Raw genomic sequence first — 14,996 nt, forward strand, 5'->3', positions numbered from 1 at the left:
GAAGGCGGATAGAAAAATCTGCATGAGGATGAGGACTCCGTGAACGCAATCCCCAATTCAGAATCCATCTCGCCCTCACAGGCAAGAGCGACCGTTCACGCCTTCAGTTCCAAACGCGATTCCCCTGCAGGTTGCGGGCGGAGCGGGGGCAATTGGCGGGCCGTTCACTCTGGTCAGTGAAACCGGCGAGACTGTGACAGATGTCGATGTGATCACCAAGCCGACGCTGGTTTACTTTGGCTACACCTTCTGTCCCGATGTCTGTCCTCTGGATGCGGCGCGCAATGCGGCGGCTGTCGATCTTTTGGCGGAACGGGGCTATGACGTGCAGCCGGTGTTCATCACCATCGACCCCGAGCGCGACACACCCGAGGTTCTGGCCGAATGGACGGATTACATGCACCCCGACATGCTTGGGCTGACCGGATCGCCCGAGCAGATCAAGGCGGCGTCACAGGCCTATAAAACCTATTTCGCCAAGCGCGAAGGCGATGATCCCGCTTTCTATCTTATGGATCATACGGTGTTCAGCTATTTGATGCTGCCCGAACACGGGTTCGTCGAGTTCTTTCGCGGGGCACCGAATTTCAATGGCGAAGGCGTGACCGAAGAAGCCGTTGCAGAAAGCACCGCCTGTTTTCTCGACAAGGCGTCCTGAAAAGCATGTCCGGCCCAGCGTCATCGATGACAACCATGTCCGGCACCAAGCAGGGGCCGCCAACCGTTCCCGACGGAAAATTGACCCGCGCGGGTGTTCGCTCTACATCAGATGGAAATATGGGAAACCAGATGGATTCGTCGATGAACCCCAGCGAAGCGAACGAGATCGGCCCCGACAACAGTCTGCTGCTGGTCGACGATGACGAAACCTTTGTAAAACGTCTGGAGCGCGCCATGGAAAAGCGCGGATTCAAGGTGGAAACCGCCCAATCCGTTGCCCAGGGCCGCGCGATCGTCTCAGCCCGGCCCCCGGCCTATGCGGTGATCGACCTGCGGCTTGAGGATGGCAGCGGGCTGGATGTGGTCGAAGCCCTGCGCGAACGTCGGCCCGATGCACGGGTCGTGGTGTTGACCGGATATGGCGCCATCGCTACGGCGGTTGCGGCGGTCAAAATCGGGGCGACGGATTATCTGTCAAAACCCGCCGACGCGAACGAGGTGACGGCGGCCCTGCTGGCCAAGGGCGATGCCCTGCCGCCACCGCCCGAAAACCCGATGTCGGCTGACCGGGTGCGCTGGGAACATATTCAACGCGTCTATGAACAATGTGACCGCAATGTCAGCGAAACCGCCCGTCGGTTGAACATGCACCGGCGCACGTTGCAGCGCATACTGGCGAAACGTTCCCCAAAGTAAGGTTTGCGCGATGGGGCTATCGACGTTCCGTTTGCGCTGGCCCGGTTCTGATCAAAGCATCGCCAGCAAATCGCGGTGGCGGGTGGTGAACGCCTCTCGTACCACCACAGGAGGCCGCAACAGGATATCCAGCCCGTCGGCCAGTGCCGGGTCGGGGCGGCCAAAGATGCGGTTTGCCTCGGGTTCGGCAAATCCGGCGATGCGCACCGCCTCCAGCCAGGCAGATACACGGTCCGCCTGTTTGATGCGTTTCTTGACTGTTGCGGGCACGGTTGCGGGCAGCCCGAACCGCAGGTGCACCGCTGCCGCCAGCCGGGCGTCCAACGCTTCGTAAGCCGGGCCAACCGCCGCCTTGACCGGTGATATCATGTCCCCGATGACATATTCCGGCGCATCGTGCAGCAGCGCCGCCAACCGCCATTTCGCAGGTGCGTCGGGGGATATCCGGGCAAAGATCGCTTCTACCAGCAGCGAATGTTCCGCCACCGAATAGGCGAAATCGCCCCGCGTCTGACCGTTCCAGCGCGCGACAAAGGCAAGGCCATGGGCGATATCTTCGATCTCGATGTCCATTGGCGTGGGATCCAGCAGGTCAAGCCTTCGGCCCGACAGCATCCTTTGCCAGGCTCGTGGTTGTTTCATCGCTGCCAGCCTCACCGTCACTTTCATTGCGGCGAAACTGACATGGTGCTAGTCCCCCCGCAACACGGGTTTATCGCAGGAGCAGGGCTCATGGCCAAAGATTACATCGTCAAGGACATTTCGCTTGCCGCCTTTGGCCGCAAAGAGCTGGACATTGCCGAAACCGAAATGCCGGGGCTGATGGCGCTGCGCAAGGAATACGGCGAGGCGAAACCGCTTGCAGGCTCGCGCATAGTCGGATCGCTGCACATGACGATTCAGACGGCGGTGCTGATCGAAACGCTGAACGAACTTGGCGCAGATGTGCGCTGGGCGTCGTGCAATATTTTTTCCACCCAGGATCACGCGGCGGCCGCCATTGCCGAGGGCGGCACCCCGGTCTTCGCGATCAAGGGTCAGTCGCTGGTCGAGCACTGGGATTACCTTGACCGGTCGTTCCAGTTTCCCGAAGGCGCGAACCTGATCCTTGATGATGGCGGCGATGCTACGCTCTATGTCCTGCTGGGCGCGCGGGTCGAGGCAGGCGAGGAAAACCTGATCGCGGTCCCCACGTCCGAGGAGGAAGAGGCGATCTTTGCGCAGATCCGCAAACGGATGAAGCAATCTCCGGGCTGGTTCACCAAGACCCGCGACGATATCAAGGGCGTCAGCGAAGAAACGACCACCGGCGTGCATCGTCTGTACGATCTGCACAAGAAGGGTCAGCTTCCTTTCCCGGCGATCAATGTGAACGACTCGGTCACCAAGTCAAAGTTCGACAACAAATACGGCTGCAAGGAATCGCTGGTTGATGGCATCCGTCGCGCCACCGACACGATGATGGCCGGCAAGGTTGCCGTGGTCATGGGCTACGGTGACGTTGGCAAGGGATCGGCAGCCTCGCTGAGCGGTGCGGGTGCCCGGGTGAAAGTGACCGAGGTTGATCCGATCTGCGCGCTGCAGGCTGCGATGGACGGGTACGAGGTTGTTTTGCTGGAAGATGTGGTGTCCACCGCCGACATCTTCATCACCACAACAGGCAACAAGGACGTGATCCGCATCGAGCATATGCGCGAGATGAAGGACATGGCCATCGTCGGCAATATCGGCCACTTCGACAACGAAATTCAGGTCGCCGCACTGAAAAACCACAAGTGGACCAACATCAAGGAACAGGTCGACATGATCGAGATGCCCAACGGGCACCGTCTGATCCTGTTGTCCGAGGGCCGTCTGCTGAACCTTGGCAATGCCACCGGTCACCCCAGCTTTGTCATGTCGGCCAGTTTCACCAATCAGGTGCTGGCGCAGATCGAACTCTGGACCAACACCGACGCCTATAAGAACGAGGTTTATATCCTGCCGAAACATCTGGATGAAAAGGTCGCGCGCCTGCATCTGGACCGGATCGGCGTGAAGCTGTCCAAGCTCAACCCCGAACAGGCGGCCTATATCGGCGTTTCGCCCGATGGTCCGTTCAAGCCCGAACATTACCGGTATTGATCCGGTCCGCCGCCGGACACCACCGGCGGCGGATCAGCGCGGGTTCAGATGCCAGGCGGATTCTTCCGCCGGTATTATCCCCTTGAGCCCGCCCTTTACCTCGCATCTTTCCAATTCGACGACGTCAAACCGGGCGTCATAGTGCCGCCGCACCTCGGGCCCGTCGATGGAAAACGGCGGGCCGTCCATTGCCGTCTGATCGTATTCGAAGGTGATCAGCAACTGCTGAACACCGCCCGTCAGCCCGATCAGGTGCGGCGCATAGCGGTCACGCATAGTCGGCGGCAGCGCCACAAGCGCGGCGCGGTCATACACGGCATCGACCGGCCCAAGGTCCTGTGCCGTCAGATCGAAGATATCGCCGACGAAAAAATCCAGTCCCGGCGCGTGCCAATTTTCCAGGGTTTCGGTCCGGGTGATTTCGGGGGTGACGTCAAGATCGGTGAACAGATCGCCGATGGCCCGCCTGCTCAACTCGGCCCCGGCCACCGCAAAACCCCGCTCGCGCAGCCATCCCACGTCTCGGGTCTTGCCACACAGCGGAAGGAACAGCCGCGCCCCTGCTCTCAGATGCAACCGGCCAAAGTGCGCGGCAAACAGCGCGTTCACCTGTCCTTCGTGAAACCCGATCCGGTTGCTGCCCCATCTTTGATGCCAGAAATCGCTTTCCATCCCGTACCCCCCGAATTTCTTTGCCACCCTATGCAAAATAGCCCGATTCGGGCCACGGAAATGGGTAAATCAACGTCGGAAAATGACTTTGTATTCCGTCTCAACGCCATTTTTAGGTATGTTTCTGCCAAAAGCAGAGATTTTGCTGCCTTCACCATTGTCATACCACCCCGGCCCGGCGTTCTATAACGCGGTTCACGCGGAAACGCGGGATTCACGGGAAACAGGGACAAGGTTCGAAAAAATGGGAAAACGTGACGATTTGATTGCAAAATACGCGGATGATCTCAGGGACAAGTGCGGCATGACGCCGGACATGGATCTGTTGACCAAGGTGACCATCGGCTGCGGCCCGGCGATCTATAACGCGGATGCGTCGACCGTCGCCGCTTCGCAATCCGAAGAGCTTGAAACGATCAAGAAGAACTTCCTGATCAAAAAGCTGGGTCTTGCCGATGGCCCGGAACTGATGGAGGCGCTGAAGAAGGTGCTTGAAATCTATGGGTCGTCCAATCGCAACAAGTATCGCGCGGTCATTTATTACATGCTGACCCGGCATTTCGGCAAAGAGGCCGTCTACGGCTGAACCGGTCGGCCCGGGCGCAAAACGTGTCCGGGCGAACCCCTTTCCGAGCAGGGTCGGGAACATTTCCACCACCAAGCCGGAACCGCCAGCCATGACCCGTCTGAACCTTGAACAGATCCGCACATTTCTTGAGGTCGTGCGCCGGGGCGGGGTGCGCCGGGCTGCACTGGCGCTGCATGTCACGCAGCCTGCGGTCACTGCCCGGCTGAAGGCGCTTGAAAATACGCTGTCGGTCGCGCTGTTTGACCGCACGACGAACGGTCTGACCCTGACGCGGCAGGGCGAACGGCTGGTCCGGCACGCTGAACAGTTTGAGCAACTGACCGAACAGGTCGCGGCCAACATCATCGCCCCCGATGCCATCGACATGCATCTGCGGATCGGCGTGGCGGAAACCGTGGCGCAAAGCTGGCTTGCCGGGTTTGTCGCCGCCCTGCATCACAGCTTTGCCCGGGTCGAGGTTGAGATTGACGTCGATGTATCGGCCAACCTGCGCCAGTCGCTGCTGCGCCGCGAGGTGGATCTGGCGATCCTGCTGGGGCCGGTGTCGGACCCTGCGGTGAACAACCTGTCGCTGCCCGAGTTTGAGCTGGAGTGGTATGTCGCCGCCAATGTGCCCGATGCCAATGATGCCGCACTGATCGCCAGCCGTCCGGTGATCACCTATGCCCGCAACACCCGGCCTTACCGCGACCTGAAAGAAATGTTGTTTAAAAGGGTCGGGCCGGGGGTGCAGATTTTCACCTCGTCGTCCCTGTCGGCCTGTTTCGGACTGGTTGAATCGGGTCTGGGAGTGGCCGCCTTGCCCCGTGCTCTGGGCCGGTCCTTGGTGGCGCGTGGCAGCCTGCGCGCCTTTGATCCGGGGTGGACCCCGGCACCGCTGCACTTCACCGCATCATGGTTGGGCGAGCCCAAGCGGCATGTGGTGGAAACCGCCGCGCGATTGGCGGTGGAAACGGCTGCGCAGCACGCGGCTGATCAGAATACCTGATCGCTTTGCGTCAGAATTTTCGATTTGCCCTTATCCCTATCGGCTGCGAGCGTGCTTTCTGACAACGTCCTGAACCAAGGCCGATGAAAGCATGTTCCGTCGATGACCAGCCCGCACATCCGCATTGCCGTCGACATCGGCGGCACCTTTACCGATCTTGAGGTGACCGACACCGCGAGCGGCGCGGCGCATAGCCTGAAATCGCCCACCACGCCTGACGATCCAGCGCGCGGTCTGAACACGGCGATCCTGTTGGCGGCCGAAACCCATGGCTTTGCCCTGTCCGACATTGCACTGATCCTGCACGGAACGACCATCGCCACCAATGCCGTCCTGACACGCAATCTGCCCTCTGGCGCGCTGATCACCACGGCAGGCTTTGAAGACGTGCTGGAAATTGGCCGTCATGCCCGCACCGACATCTATGCGCTGAAAGGCCCTGACCGGGCGCTGCTGATCCCCCGACGCCACCGCTTCGGGGCGCCGGGGCGGATCGGTGCGAATGGCGAAGAGGTTCGACCGCTTGATGATACGCTGGAGGTCGTGATCGAACAGGTCGCTGCATCGGGCGTGGCCGCCTGTGCGATCTGTCTGATCAACGGTTTCGCCAACCCCGCCCATGAAATCGCGATCCGTGACCGGCTGGCCAAACGCTGCCCCGATATGGCGATTTCTTGCAGCCATGAGGTATCGCCCGAGATCCGCGAATTCGAGCGCACGGCCACCACAGTGTTGAACGCGCTGCTGATGCCGGTGATCGCCCGCTATGTCACCAAGCTGCGCCATCGTCTGAGCGAAACCGGCATCACCGCGCCGTTGTATCTGATCCAAAGCAATGGTGGCGCCATCGCCTTGGAAGCTGCCGTGCAGGCCCCGGTCAAACTGCTGCTGTCCGGGCCCTCGGGCGGGGTACTGGCGGCGGAGCGTCTGGCGGGGCAGTTGGGCCTGCCGAATGTCGTCGGGGTGGATATGGGCGGCACCAGTTATGACGTGGCGATCATTGCCGATGGGGTGCGAACCGTCGTCACTCAGGGTGAAATCGACGGTCTGCCGGTGCGTGTTCCGATGGTTGAGATGCACACCATCGGGGCCGGAGGCGGGTCCATCGCCTTTGTCGATCCGTCGGGGCGGTTGCAGGTCGGGCCGCGCAGTGCGGGCGCAGTGCCGGGGCCGGTCTGTTACGGGCGCGGTGGCACAGAGCCCACCGTGACCGACGTGAACCTGATCCTCGGGCGGCTGGACGCGGCAGCATTCCTTGGCGGGACATTCGCCCTCAACCTCAACGCGGCCCGCGTAGCCCTTGATAAAAACGTCGCCCGCCCGCTGTCGCTGGAGAAAGACCGCGCGGCGTCCGGAATTCTCGAGGTGGTCAACGCAAAACTGGCGGCATCAATCAAGTTCTCACTTTTCGCGCGCGGGCTTGATCCGCGAGATTTCGCGCTGATGTCCTTTGGCGGGGCAGGGGGGCTGCATGCCTGCGAAGTGGCCGGCGAACTGGGGATCACCACGGTGGTCTTTCCGCGCGATCCCTCGACGTTTTCGGCGCATGGGATCTTGCAATCGGACATCCTGCACGATGCGTCACGCACCGAAATCCTGCCGCTGACCGGCGAAAGCCTGCCGGCACTGAACGCAATGGCCGACGACCTGCGCGCCCGGGGCGCCGCCCTGCTTGACGCAGACGCGATGCCGGACGACCGGCGCACCCTGACCCTGACGGCGGATTTGCGGTATCGAGGACAGGCGTTCGAACTGATGGTACTGGTTCCGGATGGCGTCGCGGATGAAGCCACACTGATCACCCTGCGCGAACGGTTCGAAGCCCTGCATCGCCAGCGATTCTCGTTCGACGATCCAAAGGAAGCGGTCGAATTGATCACCCTGCGCCTTGTTGCCACTGGCCATCTGAACGACGGCGCGGCGCCCCTCGCCTTTGCCGCGCGCCCGGCGCGACCACGACAAACCCGCGCCGTGCATGTGGATGGAAAATGGCAGGATATTCCCGTGCTACAACAGGACAGCCTGACCCCCGGCAGCGAAATCACCGGCCCGGCTGTTATCGAACAGGTCTATACCACGATGCTGCTGACCGGCGGCTGGACCCTGACCGTTACCCCCACCGGCGATCTGATTGCCCGACACACAGCAGGAAAATCGCAATGACCCCCGATCCCGTCCTGCTCGAAATCGTGTCAGCCGCGCTGGTGTCAGCAGCCGAGGAAATGTCGGTGACCGTCTGGCGCACATCGCGCTCCACCACAGTGCGTGAACTGCTGGATTACTCCACCGCGGTTTTCGACGCAAACGGGCGCAACGTGGCCCAGGCGGCGCGAATGCCGGTACACCTGAACTCGATGGAATTGTGCCTGCAGCACGTCATCGCGCATCATATCCCGCTGGAGCAGTGGAACGAGGGCGACGTGATCGTCACCAACGACCCCTATTGCGGCGGTCAGCACCTGCCCGATTTCATTGCCTTCAAACCGGTGTTCAAGGATGGCGCGAGGATCGCAATCACCTGTGTACTGATCCACCACGTCGATGTCGGCGGTGGGGCGGCAGGCGGCTATAACGCCCATGCCGTCGAAGTATTTCAAGAGGGGCTGCGCCTGCCCCCTGTGCGGATCGTCAGGGCGGGCGAGATGCAGGACGACCTGTTCGCCACCATCCTGCAGAATGTGCGCGAACCCGAAACATTCCGCGGTGATTTCCTGAGTCAGCTCGCCGCGCTCGAGGTCGGGGCGCGGGCGATGCGCCGTCTTGCCGAACGCTATGGCACGCAAACCCTGACGGCGACGGGAGCGGCTCTGTTGGATCATGCCGAAACCGCCATGCGCGCGGCCCTGTCCGCCCTGCCCGATGGCACCTACCGCGCCGAAGATTTTGTCGATGGCGACGGGTTGGAGCAGGGCGCGAAACGGATCAGCGTGGCGCTGACCATCAGCGGCAGCGATATCGCGCTGGATTTCACCGGCACGGCGGATCAGGCAAAAGGCCCGATCAACGCAACCCTCGCAACCACCACATCCGCCGTCTATTACGCTGTGATCGCGGCCTGCGGCGTGACCGGAACGGTAAATGCGGGCTGTTACCGCCCGATCACGGTCACCGCACCCGCAGGATCGCTGGTCAATGCGGCCTTCCCCGCGCCGGTGTCGATGCGGATGCTGCCCGGTCACAAGATCGCTGTGGCGGTGCTGCGCGCTTTTGCCGAAGCAATCCCCGACCGGATTCCGGCCAGCTACTATGGCACCACGTTCAACCATGCAGTCAACATCCGCCACGCAGACGGGCGGCGACAGGTGTACTTCGACAGCGAGTTGGGCGGCTGGGGTGCACACCCGGAACGTGACGGCCCGAACGCGCTGGCCGCCGGGTTTCACAACGGCCAGAACACCCCGGTCGAAATGATCGAGGCGCTGTTTCCGCTGCGTTTCACCCGCTATGCGCTCGCTCCCGGATCAGGGGGCGCAGGCAAGATGCGCGGCGGTCTGGGGCTGGTGCGTGAATGGGAGTTCCTGGCCGATTCCGGCCTGCTCAACACGGCCTTCGACGCATTTGATTCCCTGCCTCAGGGCCTGGCCGGAGGGCAACCCGGGCGCGGTGGTTCATTGTCAGTGACCCGTGATGGCGTGACGGTGCCGCTTGCGTCAAAGACGATCGGCCACCCTCTGCGCCCGGGTGATATCGTGCGCATGGAAACACCTGGCGGTGGCGGACATGGCGACCCCGCATTGCGTGACCCGGTCGCCGCGGCACGCGATCTGGCCGATGGATATGTAATCGGAGAGCCGTCATGAGCGGCGCGCCCCGTCATGAGCCCCGGGGGCGCTGCCCCCGGACCCCCGGAGTATTTACACAAAGAAGAAGCCGGGGGTCGTTTCTTCTTTGTAAAAATACTCCCGCCGGAGGCACCGCGACGCCGAAGGCGGTGCAACTGCCGGGCGATGGGTGTGGGATGGCCGGAGTTTCTGGACAGCGGTGGCAAAGCATGGTCCGCTATGTGCGACCGGGGGAATGCCGCTGATGGAACCGCTGACGCAGCGCATATCACGATGGCTGGCCTGGCTGGCCGGCGCGGCGATTCTGTTTGGATCGGCAGTGCCGATTACCATTGATGTGATTGCGCGGTATTTCTTCAACCGCGGCGTGGTCGAGAGTTTCGAGATCTCCGGCTATGCGCTTGCTGCCTGTGTCGGGTTGGGGCTGGCGTTTACGGTGACGACCAAGGCAAACATCCGCGTCGATTTCCTCATCTCGTCTTTGCCGTTTCCTTTGCGCGCCGCTTGCGATCTGCTCGCGTCTTTCGCTTTGGCGGGGGTTGCGGTTGCGCTCGCCTGGTTTGCCTGGGGGACGGTGGCGCAATCTCTGGCGATGAACGCCAAGTCTATTTCGCGCCTTCAGGTGCCTATGGCCATTCCACAGGGCATCTGGTGGATCGGGCTGTTCTGGTTCGCTTTCGTCGCCGTTCTGGCGCCGCTTCAGGCGGTCTGGCGGCTGGTCCGCGGCGATCGGGCGGGTTTCGATGCGGGGATCGGCCCCGCTGATCTGGACACCGAAATTGAACAGGCGATCGAGGACACGGCATGATCACAACCGCCTTGCTTATGCTGCTTGGCTTGCTGGCTTTGTCGCTGCCGGTTGCCGTGGTTCTGGCGCTGACCGGCTATGTCCTGTCGGAGCGATTTGCCTTTTTCCCGATGACCGGCGCGGCAGGCGAACTGGCGTGGAATTCGAGCAACGATTTCATCCTCATCGCCTTGCCGATGTTCATCATGATGGGCGAGTTGATGCATCGCTCGGGGGTAAGCGAGCGGTTGTTCAGCGCGCTGGCCCCATGGTTCGCCCGGGTGCCGGGGCGCCTGATGCACACCAACATTGCCGCCAGTGCTGTGTTCGCCGCCACCTCGGGCAGTTCGTTCGCCACGGCCGCCACCATCGGCACCGTGGCGACGCCGAACATGGATGCGGGAGGATATAATCGGCCGTTGTTCCTTGGCTCCATTGCCGCCGGGGGGACGCTGGGAATTCTGATCCCGCCGTCGATCAACATGATCATCTATGCCGTGCTGACCGACACTTCGGTTGCCGACCTTTATGCTGCCGGTTTCATCCCCGGTTTCATGCTGGCCACGCTGTTTTCCGGTATTATTCTGGCATTGGTCCTGTGGCGGCCTCATTGGGGCGGAAAGCCGGTGGGTGACGTCTCGCTGTGGCCTGAGCGGATTGCCGGGCTGCCGCATCTTCTGCCGCCGCTGGGGCTGTTTATGGTTGTGGTTGGCAGTATCTATGCGGGTATCGCCACCCCGACCGAGGCGGCGGCGCTGGGCCTCATCGCCACTGTCGGGTTGGTCGCGGCCAACCGGAAGTTAAGCCTGCCCGTTCTGCTGGCCGCATTCGAGGGCACGGTCCGGACCACCTGCATGATCATGCTGATCGTGATTGCCGCGTTTTTCCTGAACTTTGTCATGGTGTCCATCGGGCTGGTCGCGGCGATCACCGATGCTGTTCTGGCGCTGGGCTGGCCGCCGCTGGGCATGCTTTTGGCCATTGTCGCCTTCTATCTGCTGCTGGGGTGTTTCATGGAAACGCTGTCCATGATGATCGCGACCACGCCGATTATTGTACCGGTGGTCACGGGCCTGGGGTATTCGCCGGTCTGGTGGGGCGTTGTGTTCGTCATTCTGATCGAGGCGGCGCTGATTACCCCGCCCGTGGGCATGAACCTGTATATCGTACAGGCGGTGCGCAAGGGCGGCGGGCCGTTTTCCGATCTGTTCAAGGGGGCGGCGCCGTTTCTTGTCGCCATGTTGGCGATGATCGCCATCCTGATCGCCTTTCCGCAGCTGGCGCTTTGGCTGCCGACGATCCTCAATCCAAAAACCGGCGGCTGAAACCGCCTTTCTCAGGGAGACGACCCAAATGAAACTGGCCATGAAATATCTTCTCACCACCGCCGTTGCCGGGCTGCTGGCGCTTCCTGCCGGGGCGCAGGACATGCCGGTGACGGAGTTCAATGTCGTCGGATCGATCGGCAACCTGTCGATGTACACCGACAAGGAGCTTCCTTTCTGGACCGAACAGGTGCCCGCCGAGACCGATGGGAAGATCAAGGTTCAGGTGAAGCCATTTACCGAACTGGGGTTCAAGGGCGGCGAAATCTTCCGTCTGGTCAGCAACGGTACGTTGCAGATGGCGACAACCGTTCTGGCCTATAACTCGGGCGAGGTTCCGACAAACGAATCGACCGATCTGGTGGGCCTCCTCGGATCGGTTGGAGAACTGGCCGAAGTGGTCGAGGAATGGCGCCCGACCTATGCCGAATTCCTGGAGAAAGAGCACAATATCAAGCTGCTGGGTTTTGGTACCTATCAGGCGCAGGTGATCTATTGCCGCGATGAATTCACCGGCATAGCCGATCTGGCCGGGCGCAAAGTGCGGGCCTCGGGTGCATCGCAACAGGCCTTTGTCGCTCATCTGGGCGGGTCGCCGATGAACATCGCCTTTGCCGAGGTTCAGCCCGCGCTGGCCAGCGGCGTGGTCGATTGTGCGATCACCGGCGCGCTGTCGGGATACAAGTCCAAGTGGCATGAAGCGGCCAAGTTCATTTCGCCGATGCCGGTCAATTTCGGTCTGGCGGCGCAACTGGCAAATCTGGACTGGTGGAACGGGCTGGACGCGTCGGTGCAGGACTATCTGACCGGTGCTCTGCGCGGGCTTGAGGATTCGATCTTTGAGCTGGCGGCGACCGAGACGGAAACCGGTCTGGCCTGCAACACCCAAGGCCCCTGCGATCAGGGCGAACCGGCGGGAATGACGCTGGTTCCACTGACCGAAGCGGATGACGTTACCCGCAAAGAGGCCGTGAAGTCGGCGATCCTGCCCTCGTTTGGCGAACGGTGCGGGGCGGACTGCGTAACGTCCTGGAACGATACCATCGGTGCAAAGCTGGGCATCACCATTGAGTGACGTTATGGGTGGCGGGGATATTTTCCGCCGCCCATTCCACACTTTCGGCAGGGGCTGACCATCAGAAACGGGCAGACCATGAAGAAATTGACCGGACTGCCGCAATTTGTCGCCGTCTGCGCGACCCGCAACCTGACCGTGACCGCAGCCGATCTTGGAGTGTCGCAACCGGCCCTGACCCAGGCAATCGCCAAGCTTGAGCGGCAGTTGGACGTGACGCTGTTCGACCGCTCTACCCGGCCTCTGACCCTGACCCCCTACGGCGCTGTCCTGCTTGACTATGCCCGCGCCCTGGAACGGGACGGTGACGCGCTGGACCAAAAGCTGACGGCGATGAAGACCGGATCTGGTGGTACGCTGCGGATCGGGTGCGGGCCGGACTGGATTCACGAAATCGTGCCGGTGGCGGTCAGTGGGTTGCAGGCGGATCGCCCGAACATCCGGGTGTCGCTGACCGTATCGTTGAACGACGATCTGCGGCGAAGGCTGGATCTGGGCGAGATCGATATGTTTTTTGCCTCACTCACCGACGTTTACTTTGGCGGGGTCTATCGCACCCGCACGCTGTTGCGCGAACGTATGCATATACTGGCACGGACCGATCACCCGATTCACGATGGCGGGCCGAAATCACTGGACCAGCTGGCGGATGAAGACTGGGTGCTGACCGGCTCAGATACTTTTGGCGGGCAGTTGGTGCGCCGGCTGTTTGGCCAGCACGGAGTCGAAATGCCGCCGCCTTCGGTCGAAACCAATTCGGTCAGGGCGATGATCAACATCCTGCGCCACAGCCAGAAACTGGGGTTTCTGTCGCAGGCACACGCGCGGGCCTATCCCGAGATCAAGACCGTCGAAACGACGGAGGACATGCCGCACCGCGAAGGTGGGGTGGTCTGGCGCAACGATGCACCGCTGCTGCCGGTGGCCGAAGCGCTGATTGACCGTGCCCGCGATGTTATCGCTGCGGCGGGGGGCAGTGCCCACTGACCGGCGATTTTGCTGGCCGTCGCCGGCCTCATCCGCCGACCCACTGCGAAACACTGGTCAGCCCGCAAGAATCCGGTCAGGATGGTGGTGGATCAACGGAGGATCGACGATGGCCGAAATCGTGATTGCCGGGGCAGCGCGCACGCCCATGGGGGGCTTTCAGGGCGTGTTCGCGGATGTAGCGGCGCCGGTGCTGGGCTCTGCCGCCATTGCGGGCGCGCTGGCCGATGCCGGTCTGCCGCCCGGTACGGTGGGTGAGGTTCTGATGGGCTGCGTCCTGCCTGCCGGGCTGGGTCAGGCCCCTGCGCGGCAAGCGTCAATGGGCGCGGGTCTGGGGGAGGATGTGCCTTGCACCACCCTGAACAAGATGTGCGGATCGGGGATGGCCACGCTGATGCTGGCCCATGATCAGATCGCTGCGGGGTCGCAGACCATCATGGTTGCGGGCGGAATGGAAAGCATGTCGCGCGCGCCATATCTGTCGCTGAAATCCCGCACGGGTGCGCGACTGGGACATATCGAGATGAAGGACCACATGTTCCTCGACGGGCTGGAAGATGCCTTTGACAAGGGGCGCCTGATGGGATCCTTTGCCGAGCTCTGTGCCGAAGAATTCCAGTTCACTCGTGCGGCACAGGATGAATATGCGCTGCAATCCCTGTCCAACGCACTGGCGGCGCAACAGGACGGCGCGTTCGGGCGTGAAATTGTTTCGGTCACGGTTGCCGGACGCAGGGGCGATACGGTGGTCGCCGAAGATGAACAGCCCGGCAAGGCGCGACCCGAAAACATCCCCTTGCTGAAACCCGCATTCGAGGCGGGTGGCACTGTGACGGCGGCCAATGCCTCGTCCATATCGGACGGCGCGGCGGCCATGGTGCTGTGTGATGCAGCCTCGGCAGCCAAGTACGGTCTGACGCCCCGCGCGCGTATCGTTGGCCATGCCAGCCATGCGCAAGCGCCTGCATGGTTCACCACCGCGCCGATTCCGGCGGCGCAAAAGCTGCTGGCGCGGATCGGCTGGTCGGTGGGTGATGTGGATCTGTGGGAGGTGAACGAGGCTTTCGCGGTCGTTCCCATGGCATTCATGCGGGAAATGGCGATCCCGCGCGACCGGATCAACGTGAACGGCGGGGCCTGCGCGCTGGGCCATCCGATCGGCGCAAGCGGTACGCGGATCGTCGTGACCCTGCTGAACGCCATGGAAAAGCGCGGTCTGCGGCGCGGGGTCGCGGCAATCTGTATCGGCGGCGGCGAGGGCACGGCCATCGCTCTGGAACGGCTCTGATATGCGGGTCGGCACCGACACCG

13 protein-coding genes and 1 pseudogene are annotated in these 14,996 nt (G+C 62.1%); 12 read left to right on the forward strand and 2 right to left on the reverse strand.

The genetic code is table 11. The annotated features are described in order from the left end of the window. Nucleotides 1–130: 130 nt before the first annotated feature. Together FQ320_RS01970 and FQ320_RS01975 are read left to right on the forward strand one after the other, a co-directional pair. Nucleotides 131–658, forward strand: a pseudogene (locus FQ320_RS01970) (SCO family protein); the annotation flags it as partial. A 143-nt stretch (nt 659–801) separates the two neighbouring features. Beyond that, nucleotides 802–1,356, forward strand: a complete 555-nt coding sequence (locus tag FQ320_RS01975; RefSeq protein ID WP_148470240.1) for an ActR/PrrA/RegA family redox response regulator transcription factor — start codon at nt 802–804, stop codon at nt 1,354–1,356. Between the two features lie 51 nt (nt 1,357–1,407). Here FQ320_RS01975 and FQ320_RS01980 read toward each other — a convergent pair whose 3' ends face one another. Further along, nucleotides 1,408–1,998, reverse strand: a complete 591-nt coding sequence (locus FQ320_RS01980) for an HD family hydrolase (RefSeq protein ID WP_148469536.1) — start codon at nt 1,996–1,998, stop codon at nt 1,408–1,410. Between the two features lie 90 nt (nt 1,999–2,088). Here FQ320_RS01980 and ahcY point away from each other — a divergent pair, with 90 nt between their 5' ends. After that, on the forward strand, nt 2,089–3,480 hold the full coding sequence (gene ahcY / locus FQ320_RS01985; RefSeq protein WP_148469538.1) for an adenosylhomocysteinase: 1,392 nt from the start codon (nt 2,089–2,091) through the stop codon (nt 3,478–3,480). Between the two features lie 33 nt (nt 3,481–3,513). On the opposite strand, the gene tmpT is transcribed toward ahcY, so the two are convergent. After that, complete coding sequence (gene tmpT, locus FQ320_RS01990; RefSeq protein WP_148469540.1) at nt 3,514–4,152, reverse strand: thiopurine S-methyltransferase; 639 nt, start codon at nt 4,150–4,152, stop codon at nt 3,514–3,516. 244 nt (nt 4,153–4,396) lie between these two features. Here tmpT and FQ320_RS01995 point away from each other — a divergent pair, with 244 nt between their 5' ends. The 9 genes from FQ320_RS01995 to FQ320_RS02035 all read left to right on the forward strand — a co-directional run bounded on the left by FQ320_RS01995 (nt 4,397) and on the right by FQ320_RS02035 (nt 14,973). Further along, nucleotides 4,397–4,738, forward strand: a complete 342-nt coding sequence (locus tag FQ320_RS01995) for a DUF2853 family protein (protein ID WP_148469542.1) — start codon at nt 4,397–4,399, stop codon at nt 4,736–4,738. Between the two features lie 91 nt (nt 4,739–4,829). Continuing rightward, entirely contained in the window at nt 4,830–5,729 is a 900-nt protein-coding gene (locus FQ320_RS02000; protein ID WP_148469554.1) for a LysR family transcriptional regulator, read from the forward strand. Nucleotides 5,730–5,831: 102 nt separating this feature from the next. After that, nucleotides 5,832–7,892: a hydantoinase/oxoprolinase family protein gene (locus FQ320_RS02005; protein WP_148469556.1), complete on the forward strand. Its 2,061-nt coding sequence runs from the start codon at nt 5,832–5,834 to the stop codon at nt 7,890–7,892. Next, nucleotides 7,889–9,529, forward strand: a complete 1,641-nt coding sequence (locus FQ320_RS02010) for a hydantoinase B/oxoprolinase family protein (RefSeq protein WP_148469558.1) — start codon at nt 7,889–7,891, stop codon at nt 9,527–9,529. Before FQ320_RS02005 ends, FQ320_RS02010 begins: the two co-directional genes overlap by 4 nt. Nucleotides 9,530–9,755: 226 nt before the next feature. After that, nucleotides 9,756–10,319: a TRAP transporter small permease subunit gene (locus FQ320_RS02015; protein ID WP_187393740.1), complete on the forward strand. Its 564-nt coding sequence runs from the start codon at nt 9,756–9,758 to the stop codon at nt 10,317–10,319. Next, a complete protein-coding gene (locus FQ320_RS02020; RefSeq protein WP_148469562.1) occupies nt 10,316–11,623 on the forward strand; it encodes a TRAP transporter large permease in 1,308 nt (435 codons plus the stop codon). The genes FQ320_RS02015 and FQ320_RS02020 overlap by 4 nt, the downstream gene beginning before the upstream one ends. A gap of 40 nt (nt 11,624–11,663) precedes the next feature. After that, the gene (locus tag FQ320_RS02025) at nt 11,664–12,698 is read left to right on the forward strand and encodes a TRAP transporter substrate-binding protein (RefSeq protein ID WP_187393741.1); all 1,035 of its coding nucleotides are present in this window, start codon (nt 11,664–11,666) and stop codon (nt 12,696–12,698) included. A gap of 78 nt (nt 12,699–12,776) precedes the next feature. Next, on the forward strand, nt 12,777–13,685 hold the full coding sequence (locus tag FQ320_RS02030; protein WP_148469566.1) for a LysR family transcriptional regulator: 909 nt from the start codon (nt 12,777–12,779) through the stop codon (nt 13,683–13,685). 109 nt (nt 13,686–13,794) lie between these two features. Then, nucleotides 13,795–14,973, forward strand: coding sequence for an acetyl-CoA C-acyltransferase (locus tag FQ320_RS02035; RefSeq protein ID WP_148469568.1), 1,179 nt, complete (start codon nt 13,795–13,797; stop codon nt 14,971–14,973). Nucleotides 14,974–14,996 lie beyond the last annotated feature (23 nt).

Source organism: Oceaniovalibus sp. ACAM 378, assembly GCF_008085915.1.
Lineage (GTDB): Bacteria > Pseudomonadota > Alphaproteobacteria > Rhodobacterales > Rhodobacteraceae > Oceaniglobus.